This is a genomic window from Amycolatopsis sp. NPDC003865, from assembly GCF_053605345.1.
On record NZ_JBSGJA010000013.1, the window covers coordinates 1 to 18,314 of the forward strand.

Here is an 18,314-nt window from a genome sequence, read left to right on the forward strand (position 1 = left end):
GCCACTCCTCAGAAGCCACCCAACCGGGGCAAGAACCGATCAGCCACACCCTGTCGCCCTGGGCATCCAGAACAACCCGTCCTGAACACCAACAATCTTATGGAGAACCGATGACCGACGAGATCGTCGCCGGGACCGTCACCATCACCGGCCACGGCGGGGACGAGCTCGAGGCGTACCTGGCCAAACCGACCGACGACACCCCGCGCGGCGGCGTCGTGGTGATCCACCACCTGCCTGGCTACGACGCCGCGACGAAGGAGATGGTGCGCCGCTTCGCCGTCGAGGGCTACAACGCGCTCTGCCCGAACCTGTACACGCGCGAAGCCCCGGGCGCGGACCCGGACGACGCGGCGGCGACGGTCCGCGCGGCCGGCGGAGTCCCGGACGACCGCCTGGTCGGCGACGTCTCCGGGGCGGCGGACTACCTCCGAGCCCTGGAGAACGCCAACGGCCGCGTCGGCGTCATCGGGCACTGTTCGGGCGGGCGCCACGCGTTCCTGTCCGCGTGTTCCCTGGACCTCGACGCGGCGGTCGACTGTTACGGCGCCTTCGTCGTCAACGATCCGCCGGAGGCCATGAAGCAGATGAAGCCGCTGCTGGGCCTGGCGCCGCAGCTGTCGTGCCCGCTGCTCGGGATCTTCGGCGCGGACGACCAGTTCCCGGGCCCGGACGAGGTCGCCGTGCTGGCGGCGGAACTGGAGAAGCTCGGCAAGGAGCACGAGTTCCACACGTACGCGGACGCGGGCCACGCGTTCTTCGCGGTCGACCGCCCGAGCTACCGGCCGGAAGCCGCGAAGGACGGCTGGGAACGCATCCTCGACTTCTACGCCCGCACGCTGACCGCCTGAGAGGACCCCGCACATGTGCACTTACCTGACGGAGAAGTTCGAGCTCGAGGGCAGCGGCAAGGGCGCCCGCGGGTGGTTCCGGCTCAACGAGGGAACCGTCTACGTCGACCACCCGGTCCACGCGCCGTACGCGCACACGGTGAACATCGACTTCCGCAACCCGGGCTTGGGCGCTTCGGCCCGCGTCGCGCTGGAGCTCACCGAAGAAGACGCTTTGGCCCTGGCGGACGCGATCCACGCCGCGGTCAAGTCGGCGCCGGCCGGCCTGGCCTCCCGCAACCAGTGATTCAGGGCGTGTAGAGCGCGCCGAGGAACTCGAGCAGCAGCCGCTCCCGCAACGGCGCCGGTGCCGTTGCGAGGAGCGCGTTGATCGGGGCCATCCGGTCCGGGAGGCCCGAAGCGCCACCCAAGCCCGCGGCGGCGAGCAGACCCGCGAACTGCTCCGACGTCAGCGTCGCCGGGTCGAGAGCGGCGACGAACTCGGCCACAGCGGGATCGACGACCACCGGGCCCGCCGCGCGGGCCGCGTCCACCGAAGCCGCGAGGTCGGTCAGGAACTCCTTCTCGCTGCCGTGGTTCGCCGCCGTCACCGTGAGGTGCAGGTTCACCGGGGACGACAGGTGAGCGAACTGCGGCTGGACGTACCAGCCGCGCGCCTTCATCTCGTCGGCCACCGTGAACAGGTCGAAGCCGTCGTCGCCGGTGAACGCGATCAGCGTCGAGACCGGGTCGCCCAGCACCCGCAGGCCGTCGATTCCGGCGATCCCGGCCCGGATGAGCGAGACGGCCGACTGCGTCGAAGCCGCGAGGGAGAGGTAGCCGTCGTCGCCGAGGTGGCGCACCACCGCCCACGCCGCCGCCAGGGGGCCGCCCGAGCGGGTGCTCTGGATCGTCGTGTTCAGCATCGTGTAGCCGGGCCAGGCCGCGCTGGCGAAGTAGTGCGACCGCCGCAGTTCCGCCGACGCGTGCAGCAGCACCGACGTCCCTTTCGGACAGTAGGCGTACTTGTGCAGGTCCACCGAAACGCTCGTGACACCGGGGACGCGGAAGTCGAACGGCGGCACGTCCGCGCCGAGGCGCGCGAAGTACGGCAGCACCCAGCCGCCGATGCACGCGTCGACGTGCATCCGGACGCCGCGCTCCTGAGCGGCGGCCGCGATCGGAGTGATGGGGTCGAGGACGCCGTGCGCGTAGGACGGCGCGCTCGCCACGACGAGGACAGTCGAGTCGTCGATGGCGGCGGCCATCGCCGCCGGGTCGGCGCGGAAGGTCACCGGGTCGACCGGGACGTCGATCCGGCGCAGCCCGAACAGGTGCGCCGCCTTGTGGAACGCCGCGTGCGCGGTCGTCGGCAGCACGATCGACGGCGACTCCACCGAAGGCCGCGCGTCGCGGGCCGCGAGCACCGCCAGCAGGCACGACTCCGTGCCACCGGAGGTCACCGACCCGACCACGCCGGGAACGTCGCCGAGCACCGCGGAAGCCGCGGCGACCAGGTCGTTCTCCATGCGCAGCAGGCTCGGGAACGCCGTCGGGTCGAGGCCGTTGGCCGACGACGCCAGCGCGTGCGCCGCCGCGCCGAGGGAGTCCACTTCGGACAGCCCGCTGTCGTAGACGTAGGCCAGGGTGCGGCCGCCGTGCGTCGGCAGGTCGCCCGCGCGCAGCTCACGCAGCTGCGCGAGAACGTCCTCAGGCCGGCTCATGCCGCGGCTCCAGGACCTTGCGCCGCAGCAGCGGCAGCGCCAGCGCGATGAGCAGGCCGGGGATGATCGACGCCCCGATCAGGATCGCCACGATCGCGCTGTGCGGCTGGAACGCCGTCGCGTCCGTGCTGGACACGTACCCGCCGAACTCGAGGATCAGCGCCCACAACCCACCGCCGAAGGCGAGCCCGAGCGTCTCCCCCGCCGTCCACACACCGGCCGCGATGCCCGCGCGGGTCTCGCCGGTGCGCTCCTCCTCGGCGGTGATCAGGTCGGGCAGGATGGCCAGCGGGAACACCGAGATCCCGGCGTAGCCGACCCCGCACAGCGCCACGAAGACGAACGTCAGGACCAGCGGGATCGACTGCGCGAACACCAGTCCGAGCAGGCCGACCGCGAACGCCCCGGTCGCCAGGCGGAAGCCGTTCAGCTTGCCGACGCGGTCGCCGAGGCGCGGCCACAGCGGCATCGTGACCAGCGCCGGGCCGACGAAGATGACGAACAGGATCGTGCCGTAGGCGTCGTCGCCGAGGATGCGCTGGGCGAAGAACGGGATCGCGGCGAGCACGGTCCCGATGCCGAGTGCCTGGATGAAGTACGTGCCGAGCAGCCACCGGAACGGCCGCCAGCCGGCGAGCGTGCTGACGAGTTCCTTCAGGCTCACGGTGTTCGGCCGCAGCGAGCCGACCGGGGCGTCCTTGAGCCCGAAGTACACCAGCAGCGTCGCGGCCAGCACGATCAGCCCGATCACCACGGCCATGATCCGGTAGCCGGCGACGCCTTCGATCGCGGAGGTGATCGCGGGGGCGCCGCCGCCGCAGATCAGGATCGTCACGGCCAGCACGCCGATGCGGACGCTCGTGAGCTTCGTGCGCTCGGTCGCGTCTTCGGTCAGCTCGGCGGGCAGCGCGTTGAACGGCACCTGGAACAGCGCGTACGCCGTGGCGCACGCGGCGAACAGGACGGCCACGTACAGCGCGTCCGGCAGCGGGTCGCCGAAGCCGGGGTGGGCGAACATCGCCGCGAACAGGACCGCGACGCCGACACCGCCGAGCAGCAGGAAGCGGCGCCGGCTGCCGGTCTTGAGCAGGTCGGCGTCGGAGAGCCGGCCGGCGACCGGGTTGAAGAAGAAGTCCCAGGCCTTGGGCACGAACACGATCGCGGCGGCCCAGCCGGCGGGCACGGCCATCGTGTCGGTCAGGTACTTGACCAGGACCAGGCCGGGCACCGTGCCGAAGGACCCGGTGACGAACGAGCCGAGCGAATAGCGGAACCTCGTCCGGCCGGACAGCGTCGCCATGGTCCTCCTCGAAACGGCGTACCGGGTGCAGGCCATGAGTATTCGATCTCGGCGAGCACCCGGTAGGGATCGAGGGGAATCGTGCCATCGTCGTGACCAAGGCCACTCACGGGCCCGCGCTAGCCGAGCGCGCGGGCGATCTTCTCCAGGGTCGCCGCGTCGCCGCGCAGGAGCAGCTGCGTGACGACCGTTTCCTCCCACGCCTGCAGCTCGTCGCGGATCTTCGCCGGCGGCCCGATCAGGGAGGTGTCCTCGACCAGCGACGTGGGGATCGCCGCGGTCGCCTCGTCCTTGCGGCCGGCCAGGTACATCTCCTGGACCTTGTCGGCGACGTCCTCGTAGCCGAGGCGGGCGAAGACGTCGTGGTGGAAGTTCACGCTCTTGGCACCCATGCCGCCGATGTACAACGCCAGCGACGGCTTGATCCAGCTCGCCGCCTCCTCGACGTCGTCGTGCACGATCACCGGGATCGAGCACGGCACCTCGAACGTCTCCAGGGTGTGCCGGGCCCCCTCGCGGGCGAAGCCCTCTTCCAGGGCCGCCTTGTAGAAGGCGTTGCTCTTCGGGGAGAAGAACAGCGGCAGCCAGCCGTCGCCGATCTCGGCCGCGAGGGCGACGTTCTTCGGGCCCTCCGCGGCCAGGTGGATGGGGATCTCCTTGCGCAGCGGGTGCACGGTCGGCTTCAGCGCCTTGCCGAGCCCCGTGCCGCCCTTGAGCGGCAGCTGGAAGTGCTGGCCGTCCAGGGTCACCGGCGCTTCGCGGGCGATCACCTGCCGGACGATGTCCACGTACTCGCGCGTCCGCGCCAGCGGCTTCGGGTACGGCTGGCCGTACCAGCCCTCGACGACCTGCGGGCCGGAGGCGCCCAGCCCGAGCACCATCCGGCCGCCGGAGAGGTGGTCCAGCGTCATCGCGCTCATCGCCGTCGCGGTCGGGGTGCGCGCGGACATCTGGACGATGTTCGTGCCGAGCCGGATCCGGCTGGTGGACGCGCCGTACCAGGCCAGTGGCGTGAACGCGTCCGAGCCGTACGCCTCCGCCGTCCACACCGAGTCGAAACCGAGCTCCTCGGCCTTCACCACGGCTTCCAGCGCGCCCGGCGTCGGGCCGCTGCCCCAGTACCCGACGTGGAATCCCAGCTTCACGAATGCCTCCTAGGTGTTTCGACCGACGTTCGGCGCGTAGTGCTCCGGCTTGCCCCGCTCGGACAGCGGCGGCAGGTTCCTGGGTGGAGTCTCGACCAAGGGCGCGCCCGGAGCCACCTCGCCGCGCGCGCGGCGCCAGCCGGCGCGCGCCCGCGGGTGGTAGCGGCGGTCGTGCGGGACGAGCTTGAACACGGCGTTGATCAGCTTGCCCACCCGGCGGTGCCGGCGCGCGTCCCGCTCGGACCAGCGGAAGCCGAGCAGGTCGCGGACCTCGCGGTCGTAGAGCCCGACGGTCAGCCAGCGGAAGTTCTTCGCGACCAGCGCGCTCACCGGCCGCCAGAGCACGCCGGGCAGCCAGGGCAGGAACGGCGGTTTGGCGATGCCCCGCAGGTCGAGGACGTCCCTGGTGGCCTTGTTGTCCTCCAGGACCTCGGCGCACATGTGCTTCCAGTAGCGCTGGAAGTCCTCCCAGCTTCCGGGCACCGGGCGCATGGTCATGTCGTACATCCGCCACCACGTGACGTGCTCGTCGAACAGCCGCCGCTTCTCCGCCTCGCCGATGCCGCCCATGAAGCGGTCGGCGATGAGGATCGTGCTGACGAAGAACGTCGAGTGCGCCCAGTAGTAGGTGTCCGGGTCGAGGGCGTGATACCGGCGGCCTTGCGCGTCGACGCCCTTGATGCGGTCGTGGTAGCCGCGGACCTCGAGGGCGGTCGCGTGCGCGCGCGGGCCGTCGTAGACCACCCCGCCGATCGGGTAGAGCGACCGGAACAGCCGCTGCCAGCGCTCCTCGAAGAACCGCGAGTGCTGCTCGACGCCGGCGCCGAGGCCCGGGTGCATGTTCTGCATCGACCCGGCCCACAGCGCGATGAGCAGGCCGCGCCAGTCGCCGAAGTACTTCCACGTCAGCGAGTCGGGCCCCAGGGGTTCGGGGGGTTCCATCGGCGCTCCTCGTCGAGTCCAACTGACCACGGCTGTTGTCAGGCTAGGATCTGACAACACACGTAGTCAACCGAGGAGTGATCATGCCGGGCCGCACGTGGGCGGGCACGACCCTGGACGACCGCAAGGCGCAGCGGCGCGCGCAGCTCGTCTCCGCGGGCCTGGAGCTGCTGGGCACCGAGGGATCGGCCGGGACGAGCGTCCGCGCGGTGTGCCGGCACGCCAAGCTCACCGAGCGCTACTTCTACGAGAGCTTCACCGACCGCGAGGAACTCGTCGCCGCGGTCTACGAGCACGTCGGCGAGCAGGCCCGCCAAGCCCTCGTGGCCGCGGTCCGGGACGCGCCGACCCCCGCGCTGCGCGCCGAGCACGCCGTGCGCGCGTTCGTCGAGCTGATCGTCGACGACCCCCGCCAGGGCCGGATCCTCCTGCTCGCCCCGCTGACCGACCCGGCGCTGACCCGCCGCGGCCTGCACCTGCTGCCGGTGTTCGCCGCGCTCGTCGGCGAGCAGCTGTCCCACGGCGACGAGACCGAACGCCAGATGATCGCCGTCGGGCTGGTCGGCGCGCTGAGCAACGTCTTCATCGCCTACCTCGACGGCTCGCTGAAGGTCTCGCGCGAGCGGCTCGTCGCCCACTGCGTGAAACTCGTGCTCGGCGCCGACGACCACTGACGTCCACCTCCTTGCCGACCTGGTGACAGTCGCGCGGCGGATCGGGCACACTCAACCCATGCGTACCGCTGGGCGGAACGACGGCGCGAGCGGCGACGGTCTCGTCGCGGCCCGGCTCGCCGCGCTCCTGGAAGCTTTCCGCCCGGGCGACGAGGCCCTCGGCGTCTCCGAGCTGGCCCGCCGGACCGGGCTGGCGAAGACGACGGTGCACCGGTTGGCGGGTCACCTCGCCGACACGGGCCTGCTCACCCGCGAGGGGGGTGCCGTGCGGCTGGGGCTGCGGCTGTTCGAAATCGGCCAACTGGCCTCGCCCCGCCGTGGACTGGTCGAAGCGGCGCGGCCGTACCTCGCGGACCTGCGCGAGGCGACGCGCAACACCGTCCACCTCGCGATCCTCGAAGGCACCGAGGTCGTCTACCTCGACGTGCTGCGCGGCCCGGACGCGCCCACGCTGCCGTCGCGCATCGGCGGCCGGTTCCCCGCGCACGCCACCGGCGTCGGCAAGGCGATCCTCGCGTTCTCTCCGGAATCCGTAGTGGAGAAGGTGATCGACGCCGGATTACCCAGGATGAGCCCGAAGACGATCACCGCACCCGGCCTGCTGCGCCGCCAGTTGACGCGGGTCCGCGAGGACGGGATCGCGTTGGAGCGCGAAGAATCCGGCGTCGGCGTCGTGTGCGCGGCCAGCCCGCTGCTCGACGCGCGCGGGGACGCGGTGGCCGCGGTCTCGATTTCCGGCTGGGCCAACCGGATGCGGACCGAACGGGTCGCGCCCGCCGTCCGGACGGTCGCGCTCGCGTTGACCCGGACACTCTCCGGATCCACTCCGGACAGTCGGAAATAATCTTGCGCGGCAACGCTTTCCCGGCGACTGGGCCGACCGGCTGACGTAACCCTCCCGAGCTGGACGGGTGATCGGGAGCGGCTACGATCCGTCCAATGGCCCAGCACAGCCGGGGGACGACGGTCTCGGGCCGCTCCCCCGCGACGCTCTCCGAACCGGCGGCCGCGCACCGGTTGCTGTCGCTCGACATCGTGCTCGCGCTGCTGGCGCTGGCGGGCGGCCTGCGGGTGCTCTACCTCGCCGCCCCGGCGCCGGCCCTGCCCGCCGAAGCCGCGAACGTCGCCCACGCCTACGCGCTCGGGCACTTCACGGCGTTCACCGACGCGGGCGGCGCCGGGGTCAGCCCGTTCGGTTGGTGGCAGCTTTCGGCGTACACGATGCTCCTCGACGCGTTCGGGCGTTCGGCCACCGCGCTCGCGGCGGTCCGCGAGGCGATGCTCGTCGTCGCGGTGATCGGCGCCCTGCTGCTGTGGATCCTGGCCCGGCGGCTCGGCCTGACGCGGTGGGCGGCGGCCGCCGCGGTGCTGCTGCTCGCGGCGTCCCCGCTGGCGCTGGGCCTGCAGCGGCTGGTCGTCGTCGAGCACCTGGCGGCGGTGTGGGCGCTGGGTGCGCTGGTGCTGCTCACCCGGCCCGGCGCGCGGATCCGGCACGACGTCTTCGCCGCGCTCTGTCTGCTGGCCGCCGTGCTCACTTCGCCGCTGGCGCTGGTCTTCCTGCCCGCGGCCGGCTGGCTGCTGGTGCGGCGCGCGCCCGTGCGCGCCGCGCTCGTGGCGGTGCTGCTCAACCTCGGGCTCGGCATCGCGTTCGGCCCGGCGGCGGGGATCCTGCGGCCGCACCTCGCGGCCGCGGGCCATCCCTCGGCCGCCGACTGGGTCTCGCTCGACCCGGCGTGGGTGGTGCTTTCGACGGTCGCGCTCGTGGCGGCGCCGGCCGTGACGCCGCTGCGGCCGTTCGCGGTGTCCGGGCTGCTGCTCGCCGCCACCCTGCTCGTCCCCGGGGTACCGGACACCGCCGTGCTCGCCCTGCTGCTGCCGGTCACGCCGTTGCTGCTGGCCGGCGTCGTCCAGGCCGTGACCCGGCAGCGCGGCGCGGCCCACCGGTGGGAAGCCCGGCGCGGCACCGGGACCGCGCTGGCCGCGGTCGTGCTGGCCGTGACGATCGCCGCCGGCTGGGCGTACGGCTACCCCGCCCTGCGGCCGGCGGCCGAGGCGAACGGACCCCTCGCCGAGGCGCGGGACTGGTTGCGGGTCAACGCTTCCGGCTCCCGCGTGCTGGTCGGCGACGCCGCCTGGGCCGAGCTCGCGAAGGCGGGCTGGCCGACCGGCATGCTCGTCGGGTCCGCCGCGTGCGCCGACCGCTGCCCGCCCGCCGAGTGGGCCGTGTTCACCGCCGGCGAGACCGGCCTGCGGCACCGGTACCCCGACATCGGCGCCGCGTTCGAGACCGCCGCCGCGACCGCGGTGTTCGGCGCCGGCGACGACCGCGTCACCGTCTCGCGCCTCGGGCTGCCGCCCGCCGACCCGGCCGCGCCCTCGGAAGCCTCCGCCCGCGCCCACGCGGGCGAAGCCCTGTTGGCCTCGGCCCGGATCGCGGTCACCCCCGACGCCGCCGTCCCGCTGCGCGCGGGCCACGTCGACCCCCGGCTGATCGCGACGATCGCCGCGCTCGCGGCGCTGCAGCCGGTGCGGGTCGCGGCGTTCCCCGAAGTCCCCGGCGAAGACCCCGCCGGGCAACCCCGCCGCCGGGTGCTGCTGACCGGCGGAGAAGACGGCGCGGCCGCGTTCTACACCGGTCAGCGCGACCTGTTCCGCCCCTCGTCGGTCACCCGGACCGGCGGTGGCGTGCTGGTCACCTACCCGCTGTTCGCACCCCCGGGACTGCTCGTCCCGTTCTCCTCCCCCTGACGGCGAAAGAGGCCCACCGATGCGCGCTCTCCCCCAGCTCCTGCTCAGACCCGGCGGGCTGACCGCCGCGGCCCTCCTGCTCGTCGCGCTGACGCCGGTCACGGCCGAGGCCGCGACCGCCCCCGGCCCGGGCGTCGGCTGGATCCGGATCGGCCACCTCTCCCCCGAGGTCCCGCCGGTGGACATCTCCTTCGCGCCGTTCGGCCAGGCCGAGAAGGTCGTCATCCGGAAGGCGGGCTACGGCGCCGTCACGCCGTACTCCTCGCTCGACCCCGGCAAGTACACGCTGTCGATGCGGCCCGCCGACGCCGCGTCGAGCACTCCGCCCGCGCTGTCGGCGACGATCGAGATCGCCGAACGGTCCGCGTACTCGCTGCTGGTCTTCGCGAACGGCCCGGGCGGCACGCTCAAGGGCACCCTGGTCACCGACGACCTCACCGCGCCCGCCGCGGGCAAGGGCAGGCTGCGGATCGTCGAAGGGTCGGCGGCGATCACACCGGTCTCCGTCGACGGCCCGGGCGTCCTGCTCGCCAAGGACGCGCCCTACGGCTTCACCTCGCCCTACGTCGACGTGCCGGAGGGACGCTGGCCGCTGGCCCTGCGCAGCGGCACGGCGAAGACGAGCCCGGAGATCGACGTGAAGGCCGGCAGTTCGACGACCGTGTTCGTCCTCGAGAACAACGGCGTCCTGAAGGCGAACCCGATCTCCGACGGCGCTTCGCTGCCCGAGCCGCCGAAGCTGGGCGTCGAGACCGGTGGCGGCGGCACGGCGGCGCCGTCCGGGGCACCGCTCTGGCCGGCTTTCGCGGTGGTGGCGCTGCTGGCCGCGCTCGTCGTGGGACGCCGGGCGGCTCGTGCGCGCTGACCTCGGAGTTCTGTTCGTCGCCGCGGTGGTCGCGGCGGGCTGTGCCCCGGCTCCGCCGCCGCCCGCCGTGCCACCGGCGGCGGAGACCACGACCGGGACGGCGACCGGGCCGAAGCCGCTGCCCGCCGCGGCCGAAGTCCGCCCGGTGCGGCTGCGGATCCCCGCGATCGGTGTCGACGCGCCCGCGCTCGTCCCGCTGGGGCTGGGTGCGGACCACCAGCTCGAAGCGCCGGCGCGGTTCGAGGACGTCGGGTGGTACGCCGCCGGTCCGGTGCCGGGCGACCCCGGGCCGGCGGTGATCGCCGCGCACGTCGACTCCCGGTCCGGCCCGGCGCCGTTCTTCCGGCTGCGCGAACTGCGCGACGGCGACGAGGTGTTCGTCGCGCGGTCGGACGGCCAGGAGACCCGGTTCGTCGTGGACGCGGTCCAGCGCTACCCGAAGAACGCGTTCCCGACCGACGCGGTGTACGGGCCCGCGCCGGGCAGCGCGCTGCGGCTGATCACCTGCGGCGGCAGCTTCGACGCGGCCAAACGGTCCTATCGGGACAACATCGTCGTCTACGCCTCGACACGCTGGGCCTAGTACTCCTTGAGCAGCCCGCGCCGAGCCAGCTCGGGCCGGACGCCGTCGCCGAACCAGTACGCCTCCTCCAGGTGCGGGTAGCCCGACAGCACGAACTCGCTCACGCCGACGCTGTGGTACTCCTCGATCAGGTCCGCGACCTCTTCGTGGCTGCCGACGAGGGCGGTGCCCGCGCCGCCGCGGACCAGGCCGACGCCCGCCCACAGGTTCGGGTGGATCTCCAGCCCGCGCACGCCGCCATCGGTCCGGCCGCCGTGGAGCGCGACCATCCGCTGCTGCCCGACCGACTCGCTCGCGGCCAGCTGCGCCTGCGCCTGGGCGACCTGCTCCGGGCTCAGCGCGTCCAGCAGCTTCTGCGCCTCCGCCCACGCCTCGGCCGACGTGTCGCGCGAGATGGTGTGCAGCCGGACGCCGAACCGGATCGGGCGGTCCCCGGCCAGCTCGCGCACCTTGCCGATCTTCTCCGCGACCTGAGCGGGCGGCTCGCCCCAGGTCAGGTAGACGTCGGCGTGCCGCGCCGCGACCGGCAGCGCGGCCGGCGACGAGCCGCCGAAGTAGATCGGCGGCACCGGGTCGGGCGCGGCCAGCGTCGTCGCGCCTTCGACGCGCAGGTGCTCGCCTTCGAAGTCGAACGGCTGCCCGGACCAGACGCCGCGCACGATGGTCAGGAACTCGTCGGTGCGCGCGTACCGGGCGTCGTGGTCGTGCCAGTCGCCGAAGCGACGCTGCTCGACCGCGTCGCCGCCGGTGACGATGTTGAGCAGCACCCGGCCGTCCGACAGACGCTGGAAAGTGCCCGCCATCTGCGCGGCCAGCGTCGGCGAGATGACGCCGGGGCGGAACGCGACGAGGAACTTCAGCCGGGTCGTCTCGCGGATGAGCGCGGCCGTGGTCAGCCACGCGTCCTCGCACCACGTGCCGGTCGGGGTCAGGACGCCTTCGAAGCCCTGGCGCTCGGCCGCGCGGGCGACCTGGGCCAGGTAGTCCAGGTCCGGCGGGCGTTGCGCCGACGGGCCCTGGGACCGGTTGGCGTGGAAGCGTTCCACGATCGTGCGGCCGTCGCCGCTGGTGGGCAGGAACCAGTGCAGCGTGATGGTCATCCGTTGCTCCTCGCCTGATCCAGGTCGGGGGCGAACCGCCGGTCGGCGAACGCGGCGAAGTCCACCTTGCCCGGCAGAGTCTTCTCCTCGGTGAAGGCGTCCGCGAGCTGCTGCTCGGACGCGATCACCGAGTCGTCCAGCGCGATCGGCCGGTCGCGGCCCGCGTCGACGGCCTTCTGCGCGACCTCGAGCTTCAGCCCGGTCTCCTCGGCCCACGCCCGCGCCCACTCCGCGCGGTGCGTGTCGGCCCACTTCTGCGCCTTGACGACCCGGACGGCGAAGTCGCGCAGCGCCGAGTTCTTGCCGGGATCGGCCAGCGCGGCCGTGCCCGCGGTCAGGAAGCCGAGCCCGTTCGAGGCGCCGCGGCCGTCGGCCAGCACCCGGGCGTGCGCTTCGAGCTGGGCCTGCGCGGTGTAGGGGTCCCAGATCGCCCAGGCGTCGATCGTGTGCTGGGTGAAGGCCGCGTAGGCCTCGGACGGCTGCAGGAAGCTCAGTTTGACGTCCTTCGTGGACAGCCCGTTGTTGTGCAACGTGTTGAGCAATTGGCCGTGGGCCGACGAGCCCTTGGCGACGCCGATGGTCTTGCCCTTCAGCGCGGCGACGTCCGGCAGTGTCGAATCGGGCGGGACGAGGATGGCCTCCCGCTCGACGTTGCTGCGTGCCACGCTGATCACCTTGATCTTGGCCTTCGCCGCGGCCGCGAAGATCGGCGGGGTGTTGCCGACCCGGCCGACGTCGATCGCGCCGGCCGACGCGGCTTCGAGCAGCGGCGGGCCGGAGGTGAACGTCGACCATTCGATCTTGTACGGCGTCCCGTCGAGCCGGCCGGCGGCGGTGAGCAGCGATTTCAGGCCGCCCTTCTGGTCGCCGACCTTGAGCGTCACCTTGGCCAGGTCCGCCGCGCTCACCGGGCCCGGCACCGCTGCCTGATCGGTCCCGGTCGCCGAGCCGCAGCCGGCCAGCGCCAGCGCCGCCGCGACGAGCGCGATTCCGTTACGCCACCGCATCTTCGGTCACCCCCAGGTCCGCCAGCACGCGCCGGCGAAGATCGTCGTGATCGGTTCCGCGCGGCCGGTGCTCGGCCACGATCCGGCCGCCGTCGAGGACCAGGACCCGGCCGGCGAGCCGCAGGGCCTCGTCGACGTCGTGGGTCACCAGCAGCACGCCCGGCCGGTGCCGGCGCCACAGGTCCACGACCAGGCCGTGCATCGCGATCCGCGTCAACGCGTCGAGCGCGCCGAACGGCTCGTCCAGCAGGAGCAGGCCGGGCTCGCGGACCAGGGCGCGGGCCAGCGAGACGCGCTGGGCCTCGCCACCGGACAGCGTCAGCGGCCAGTCGTCGGCGTGCTCGGCCAGGTGCACCTCGGCCAGCGCTTTCCCGGCCAGCGCACGGTTGCGGGCCTTCGAGACGCCGTCCTGGCGCAGGCCGAGCACGACGTTGCGCCAGACCTTCCGCCACGGCAGCAGCCGCGGCTGCTGGAAGGCGACCGAGACGGTCCCGGCCACGGTCGCCCGGCCGTCCACGTCGCCGTCGAGGCCCGCGAGCACGCGCAGCAGCGTCGACTTGCCCGAGCCGCTGCGGCCCAGCAACGCGACGAACTCACCGCGCTCCACCGTGAGATCCAGTCCACTGAGGACCGTCCGGTCGCCGAACTTCTTCGTGAGGTTGCGGACCTCCGCTACCGGGTTCGCCACCGCAGTGCCCTCCGTTCGAGCAGCCGGACCAGCGCGTCGGTGACCAGGCCGAGCAGGGCGTACAGGACGAGACCGACGACCACGACGTCGGTGCGCAGGAACTCGCGCGCGTTGTTGATCAGATACCCGACACCGGCGTCGGCGTTGACCGTCTCGCCGACGATCAGCGCCAGCCAGGCGATGCCGAGCGACTGCCGGAGCCCGACCAGCGCCTGCGGCAGCGCGCCCGGGAGAACGACGTGCCAGAGCCGTTCCGCGCGGCTGAACCCCAGCGCCCGCGCCGCCTCGACGAGGTTCGGGTCGGCGCTGCGGATACCCGAATGGACGTTGAGGTAGAGCGGGAAGGCCACGCCGAGCGCGACCAGCACGATCTTGGTTTCCTCGCCGATGCCGAACCACAGGATGAACAGCGGGATCAGGCCGAGGAAGGGCAGCGTGCGCAGCATCTGCACCGGCGGGTCGACCAGCACCTCGCCCCAGCGGGACAGCCCGGACACGATGCCCAGCACCACCCCGACGACCGCGCCGATGGCGAACCCGGCGCCGACGCGGCCCAGCGACACGGCGAACGCGTCGCCGAGTTCGCCGCTGCGCGCGACTTCGATACCGGCCCGGACGACCGTCCACGGGGAACTGAGCTTGTCCGGCGGCAGGACGCCGGTGGCGCTGAAGACCTGCCAGGCGGCGACGAGCACCACCGGGCTGATCCAGCGCCGCAGGTCGGGCCGCCACCTCTTGCGCGGTGGCGCGTCGGCGTGTTTCCGGACGCGCGGGAGCACGCCCGTGGTGGAAATCGACACGGATTTCTCCCGGGGACGGGGGGTTTTTCGCTTGCGTGGCCCCGACCTTCCGGTCCCTGGGAAGGGAAGTCAATCCGCGCCCACTCCGTGAACGCCGGCCGTTCCAGCCCCTGGAACGGCTTGGTTCAGCCGCCGAACATGACCTTCCATTCGTCGAGCGACCGCGGCCGGTAGACGAAGTTGGTGCGCTTGACCTCCGACAGCGCGGCCGACGGTTCGGCCGAGTACTGGTGCCCGGGGTAGACGACGGGGTCGCCGGGCAGTCCGGCGAGGGCCTGGAGGCTGCGGTAGATCTCCTCGGCGTCGCCGCCGGGGAAGTCGGTGCGGCCGCAGCCTTCGAGGAAGAGCGTGTCGCCGGAGACGAGCTTGTCCTCGACGAGGAAGCACTGGCTGCCGGGCGTGTGCCCGGGGGTGTGCAGCATCCGGATCGGGACGGACCCGACCTCGAGGACGTCGTCGTGGTCGTGGGCGCGCAGATCGCTGTCTTCGACGCCGGTCACCCGGCGGACCCACTCGGTCTCGGCGCCGTTGACGTGGATCGGCACCGGCTGGAGGGCGAGCAGTTCGGCGATGCCGGGGAGGTCGAAGCCGAGCATCTCGCCACCGACGTGGTCGGGGTGGTGGTGGGTGGCGAGCACCCCGGTGAGCCGCATGCCGTCGGCTTCGAGGACCCCGAGCAGATCCTGCACGGCGTAGGCGGGGTCGACGATGACCGCTTCCCGGGTGTCCCGGTCACCGATGAGGTAGGCGAAGTTCACCATCTGCGTCGCGACGGGATCGCCGACGGCGAAGTCCCGCCCGGCGAGCAGCTGCCGGAAGTAGAGCCGATCTGCCATGGCCCCACCCTACGGGTCAGCTTTCCGGGGTCAGCACGATCCGCCCGAACACCTCGCCGTCCCGCATCTTCCGGTGCGCGGTCACCGCGTCCGCCAAGGGCAGCACCTCGTGGACCACCGACGTCAGCTCGCCGCGGGTCGCCGCCGCGAAGAGGTCGGCGGCCACCGCGCGGCGGTCCGCCCACGGGATCGTGTCGGCGCTGAACGTCGCGAACGACAGCGACCTGCGGAACGCCGTGAGCAGTTCCTTGCCGAAGTCCGCCGGCGGCATCCCGGCGATCACGCCGACCGCCACCATCCGGCCGTTCGGCTTCAGCTTGGCGAAGAAGCCGGGCAGCTCCGGGCCCGCGACGACGTCGAGGACGACGTCGTAGGTGTCCGGGCCGCCGGCCGCGCGGTCGAGCACCTGCGTCGCGCCGAGTTCGCGCAGCCGCTGCCCGCGCTCGGGCGACGACGTCGTGACCGCGATCGCGCCGGCGCCGGCCGCGAGCTGCACGGCCATGACCCCGATCCCGCCCGCCGCGCCACGGAACAGGACCGATTCGCCCGGGGCGAAGTGGGCGTGACGCAGGGCGAAGTGGGCCACCACGCCGGAACCGCCGAGCGTCACCGCGTCGACGGGCGACAGACCTTCCGGCAAGGGAACGAGCGTCTCCGCCGGGGCGACGGCTTGCTCGGCGTAGCCACCGCCTGTGCCGGCGAACGCCCACACGGGCCGGCCGAGGCACGACGGGTCGACGCCGGCACCGGCCGCCGCCACGGTGCCCGCGATCTCGCCGCCGAGAACGTGTCCGGATTTGAACCCGTACGCGGCGACGGCACCGCTGAGGATCACGGCGTCGACCCCGCCGACACCGATCGCCTCGGTGGCGACCAGCACCTGTCCGGGGCCCGGTTCGGGGTCCGGGAGGTCGACGACCGCGAGCCCGTCGGGACCGCCGAACGATTGCACAGCAACTGCTTTCATGCGTCCGACGGTAGTGGACGCCGGCGTCCACTTGGCTAAACTGAGAGCGTGGTCGTTCTTTTGCCTCACAACCTCCGGTCGGACGCGCGCGACAACCGCGCCCGGATCCTCGACGCGGCCCGCGAGGTGTTCGCGGCCGACGGCTTGGACGTGCCGATGCGCGAGATCGCCCGGCGGGCCGGGGTCGGGCCGGCGACGCTGTACCGCCGGTTCCCGACGAAGGAACTGCTGGTCACCGAAGCGTTCACCGACCAGATGCGAGCGTGCTACGCCGTCGTGGACGAAGGACTGGCCGACCCCGACCCGTGGCGCGGTCTCTCCCTGGTGGTCGAGAGGCTGTGCGAAGTCCAGGCGCGCGACCAAGGCTTCACGGCGGCGTTCACGTCGGCGTTCCCGCACGCGATCGACTTCACCGCGGACCGCGAACGGGCGTTGCGCTCGATCGCGGAGCTGATCCGCCGCGCTCGGGAAGCGGGGGCGGTGCGGGCCGATGTCGTCCTAGACGACCTCGTGCTGGTCCTCATGGCCAACAGCGGGATCCGGGCCGCGTCACCCGCCGCGCGCGTCGCGGCTTCGCGACGCTTCGCCGCTCTCGCGCTCCGAGGGCTCCGGGCCTGACCACTGGTGTGTGGTGCCCTGGTGGAGGGCGGCGTAGGCACGATCGCGCAGGACGTTGGCCTCGGCGTCGGACAGCGTCCGGTCGAGAGGCCGGAGTACGAGGCGGACCAGGAGGTTCTTCTGGTGTTCCGCCGCGCCCAGGCGGGCCAGGGCTTGCGGCGGGAGCCGCGCGCACGGCGTTTCCCGCCGGATCTCGACCGACTCGACGAGGTCGGCGTCGTCGCCGAGGGCGGTGCGGACGCGGTCACCGAGGTCCTCGGCCCGGTCACCGGCCGCGACGGCGATCGAGAGGTCGCGACGGACGGGCGGCAGCGCCGAGACCGGACGGTAGGGCGCGAGATCGGCGAGCTGCGCGACGACGGCCGGATCGGCCGAGCGCAGCAGGCGGATGTCGGGGATTCCCTTCAGGAGCATGAGCATCCGGTCGAGCCCCATGCCGAGGGCGAGGCCGGACCAGCCGCCTCCGAGCCCGGCCCGCGCGAGGACGTCCGGGTGGGCGAGCCCGCATTCGGCGACCTCGATCCAGTGGCCCCGGTGCTCGACGTCGAGCTGAGCACCGTCCACTGTGTACGGATGACGGCGGGGTTCGAGCCGCCACCGGCGTCCCGGCAGGAGGGTTCCGACGAGGGATTCGACGAGCTGCTCGAGGTCGGCTCTGCCGGTGGCGCCGCGGGTGATCCGCCAGAGGTCGAGCTGGTGCGGGGTGCCGCTGTGCAGGCGGTCGATGCTGTCGCGCCGGTAGACGACGCCGGGACAGACGAGCAGGACGTCGTCGGCGGGGCGGGCTTTGAGCCCGCGGAGCGCGGCGGGGATCAGCGCGCTGGAGTGGCTGCGCAGCACATGAGTGTCGTCGACGTAGCGGGTATAGCGCGCGTCGCGGGTGACGTCGGCGGGGTCGTAGCCGAGGTGGTCGTAGTTGTCGGCGACAGTGACGATCCGATCGCCCGGCCACCGCCGGATTTCGAGACCGGGGCGGGAAACGGCGGAGACGGCCAGGTCGACGACGAGCTGAAGGGCGTGCGGCCCGGCGGCCGGATCGGTGAGATCGCGGACGGCGAGGTCGCGGGTGAGCTGGGCGGCGGTGAGCCGGGCGGGCATGACGGAGCCTCCTGGGTGAGCGGGACGGGTGAGCGAAGGAGCTCCCCCTGGCCCGGACACCCGGCGAGGGTCGGTGACGCGACGCAGCTTCAGACGGCGGCGGGCATGACCCCGGAACCCCACTGGCGCCCGCGAAGGGCCAGGGGGCCGGTAAATCGGCGGTACCCCGCAACGACGGCCACGAACCCAGGTTAGCCGGAGGTGTCACGCGAATTTCCCGCCCGGCGCGCGAGGTGAGGGCGTGGACAAGCCACGGCGGGGCTGGTGGGTTCGGCCGCGCGGCGGGCCGGTTGCCCGGCCGCACCAGCCGGACCGCCGGCCCTGCCCGGCCCAGTTGAGCCAGGCCCGACTCGGACCAGCCCACCACGCGGCCCAGCTCGACTCGGCCT

19 protein-coding genes are annotated in these 18,314 nt (G+C 72.9%); 8 read left to right on the forward strand and 11 right to left on the reverse strand.

The window, feature by feature from the left end:
- The first annotated feature begins 110 nt into the window (after window positions 1-110).
- Together ACWEVP_RS28325 and ACWEVP_RS28330 are read left to right on the forward strand one after the other, a co-directional pair.
- Window positions 111-851: a dienelactone hydrolase family protein gene (locus ACWEVP_RS28325; RefSeq protein ID WP_452065606.1), complete on the forward strand. Its 741-nt coding sequence runs from the start codon at window positions 111-113 to the stop codon at window positions 849-851.
- 13 nt (window positions 852-864) lie between these two features.
- A complete protein-coding gene (locus tag ACWEVP_RS28330; protein ID WP_400873157.1) occupies window positions 865-1,137 on the forward strand; it encodes a DUF6295 family protein in 273 nt (90 codons plus the stop codon).
- Between the two features lies 1 nt (window position 1,138).
- Here the strand turns inward: ACWEVP_RS28330 and ACWEVP_RS28335 are convergent, their stop codons facing one another.
- The 4 genes from ACWEVP_RS28335 to ACWEVP_RS28350 all read right to left on the reverse strand — a co-directional run bounded on the left by ACWEVP_RS28335 (window position 1,139) and on the right by ACWEVP_RS28350 (window position 5,941).
- Window positions 1,139-2,554 (reverse strand): pyridoxal phosphate-dependent decarboxylase family protein, encoded by a 1,416-nt coding sequence (locus ACWEVP_RS28335; protein WP_452065607.1) that lies wholly within the window; start codon window positions 2,552-2,554, stop codon window positions 1,139-1,141.
- Window positions 2,541-3,854 (reverse strand): MFS transporter, encoded by a 1,314-nt coding sequence (locus ACWEVP_RS28340; protein WP_452065608.1) that lies wholly within the window; start codon window positions 3,852-3,854, stop codon window positions 2,541-2,543. Before ACWEVP_RS28340 ends, ACWEVP_RS28335 begins: the two co-directional genes overlap by 14 nt.
- 119 nt (window positions 3,855-3,973) lie before the next feature.
- Entirely contained in the window at window positions 3,974-4,999 is a 1,026-nt protein-coding gene (locus ACWEVP_RS28345) for an LLM class F420-dependent oxidoreductase (protein WP_452065609.1), read from the reverse strand.
- A gap of 9 nt (window positions 5,000-5,008) precedes the next feature.
- Entirely contained in the window at window positions 5,009-5,941 is a 933-nt protein-coding gene (locus tag ACWEVP_RS28350) for an oxygenase MpaB family protein (protein WP_452065610.1), read from the reverse strand.
- 83 nt (window positions 5,942-6,024) lie between these two features.
- Between ACWEVP_RS28350 and ACWEVP_RS28355 the strand changes: the two genes are divergently transcribed.
- The 5 genes from ACWEVP_RS28355 (at window position 6,025) to ACWEVP_RS28375 (ending at window position 10,811) form a co-directional block, all read left to right on the forward strand.
- Window positions 6,025-6,615 (forward strand): TetR/AcrR family transcriptional regulator, encoded by a 591-nt coding sequence (locus tag ACWEVP_RS28355; RefSeq protein ID WP_452065611.1) that lies wholly within the window; start codon window positions 6,025-6,027, stop codon window positions 6,613-6,615.
- Between the two features lie 58 nt (window positions 6,616-6,673).
- Complete coding sequence (locus ACWEVP_RS28360; RefSeq protein WP_452065612.1) at window positions 6,674-7,459, forward strand: IclR family transcriptional regulator; 786 nt, start codon at window positions 6,674-6,676, stop codon at window positions 7,457-7,459.
- 95 nt (window positions 7,460-7,554) lie between these two features.
- Window positions 7,555-9,363 carry a glycosyl transferase gene (locus tag ACWEVP_RS28365; protein WP_452065613.1) on the forward strand — a complete coding sequence of 603 codons (1,809 nt, stop codon included), beginning with the start codon at window positions 7,555-7,557 and terminating at the stop codon, window positions 9,361-9,363.
- A 19-nt stretch (window positions 9,364-9,382) separates the two neighbouring features.
- Window positions 9,383-10,228 (forward strand): DUF4397 domain-containing protein, encoded by an 846-nt coding sequence (locus ACWEVP_RS28370; RefSeq protein ID WP_452065614.1) that lies wholly within the window; start codon window positions 9,383-9,385, stop codon window positions 10,226-10,228.
- Complete coding sequence (locus ACWEVP_RS28375) at window positions 10,218-10,811, forward strand: class F sortase (protein ID WP_452065615.1); 594 nt, start codon at window positions 10,218-10,220, stop codon at window positions 10,809-10,811. The genes ACWEVP_RS28370 and ACWEVP_RS28375 overlap by 11 nt, the downstream gene beginning before the upstream one ends.
- Here ACWEVP_RS28375 and ACWEVP_RS28380 read toward each other — a convergent pair.
- From ACWEVP_RS28380 to ACWEVP_RS28405, 6 genes are all read right to left on the reverse strand, one after another.
- The gene (locus tag ACWEVP_RS28380) at window positions 10,808-11,911 is read right to left on the reverse strand and encodes an LLM class flavin-dependent oxidoreductase (RefSeq protein WP_452065616.1); all 1,104 of its coding nucleotides are present in this window, start codon (window positions 11,909-11,911) and stop codon (window positions 10,808-10,810) included. The genes ACWEVP_RS28375 and ACWEVP_RS28380 overlap by 4 nt on opposite strands.
- Window positions 11,908-12,918, reverse strand: coding sequence for an ABC transporter substrate-binding protein (locus ACWEVP_RS28385; protein ID WP_452065617.1), 1,011 nt, complete (start codon window positions 12,916-12,918; stop codon window positions 11,908-11,910). The genes ACWEVP_RS28380 and ACWEVP_RS28385 overlap by 4 nt, the downstream gene beginning before the upstream one ends.
- On the reverse strand, window positions 12,905-13,606 hold the full coding sequence (locus ACWEVP_RS28390) for an ABC transporter ATP-binding protein (protein WP_452065618.1): 702 nt from the start codon (window positions 13,604-13,606) through the stop codon (window positions 12,905-12,907). Before ACWEVP_RS28390 ends, ACWEVP_RS28385 begins: the two co-directional genes overlap by 14 nt.
- Complete coding sequence (locus ACWEVP_RS28395) at window positions 13,591-14,406, reverse strand: ABC transporter permease (RefSeq protein ID WP_452065619.1); 816 nt, start codon at window positions 14,404-14,406, stop codon at window positions 13,591-13,593. Before ACWEVP_RS28395 ends, ACWEVP_RS28390 begins: the two co-directional genes overlap by 16 nt.
- A 125-nt stretch (window positions 14,407-14,531) precedes the next feature.
- Complete coding sequence (locus ACWEVP_RS28400; protein ID WP_452065620.1) at window positions 14,532-15,242, reverse strand: MBL fold metallo-hydrolase; 711 nt, start codon at window positions 15,240-15,242, stop codon at window positions 14,532-14,534.
- Between the two features lie 16 nt (window positions 15,243-15,258).
- Window positions 15,259-16,209 carry a zinc-binding dehydrogenase gene (locus ACWEVP_RS28405; RefSeq protein ID WP_452065621.1) on the reverse strand — a complete coding sequence of 317 codons (951 nt, stop codon included), beginning with the start codon at window positions 16,207-16,209 and terminating at the stop codon, window positions 15,259-15,261.
- 48 nt (window positions 16,210-16,257) lie between these two features.
- Here ACWEVP_RS28405 and ACWEVP_RS28410 point away from each other — a divergent pair, with 48 nt between their 5' ends.
- Window positions 16,258-16,827, forward strand: coding sequence for a TetR/AcrR family transcriptional regulator (locus ACWEVP_RS28410; RefSeq protein WP_452065622.1), 570 nt, complete (start codon window positions 16,258-16,260; stop codon window positions 16,825-16,827).
- On the opposite strand, the gene srmL is transcribed toward ACWEVP_RS28410, so the two are convergent.
- On the reverse strand, window positions 16,759-17,925 hold the full coding sequence (srmL, locus tag ACWEVP_RS28415) for a PheS-related mystery ligase SrmL (RefSeq protein WP_452065623.1): 1,167 nt from the start codon (window positions 17,923-17,925) through the stop codon (window positions 16,759-16,761). The two genes, ACWEVP_RS28410 and srmL, sit on opposite strands and share 69 nt — an antisense overlap.
- Between the last annotated feature and the right edge of the window lie 389 nt (window positions 17,926-18,314).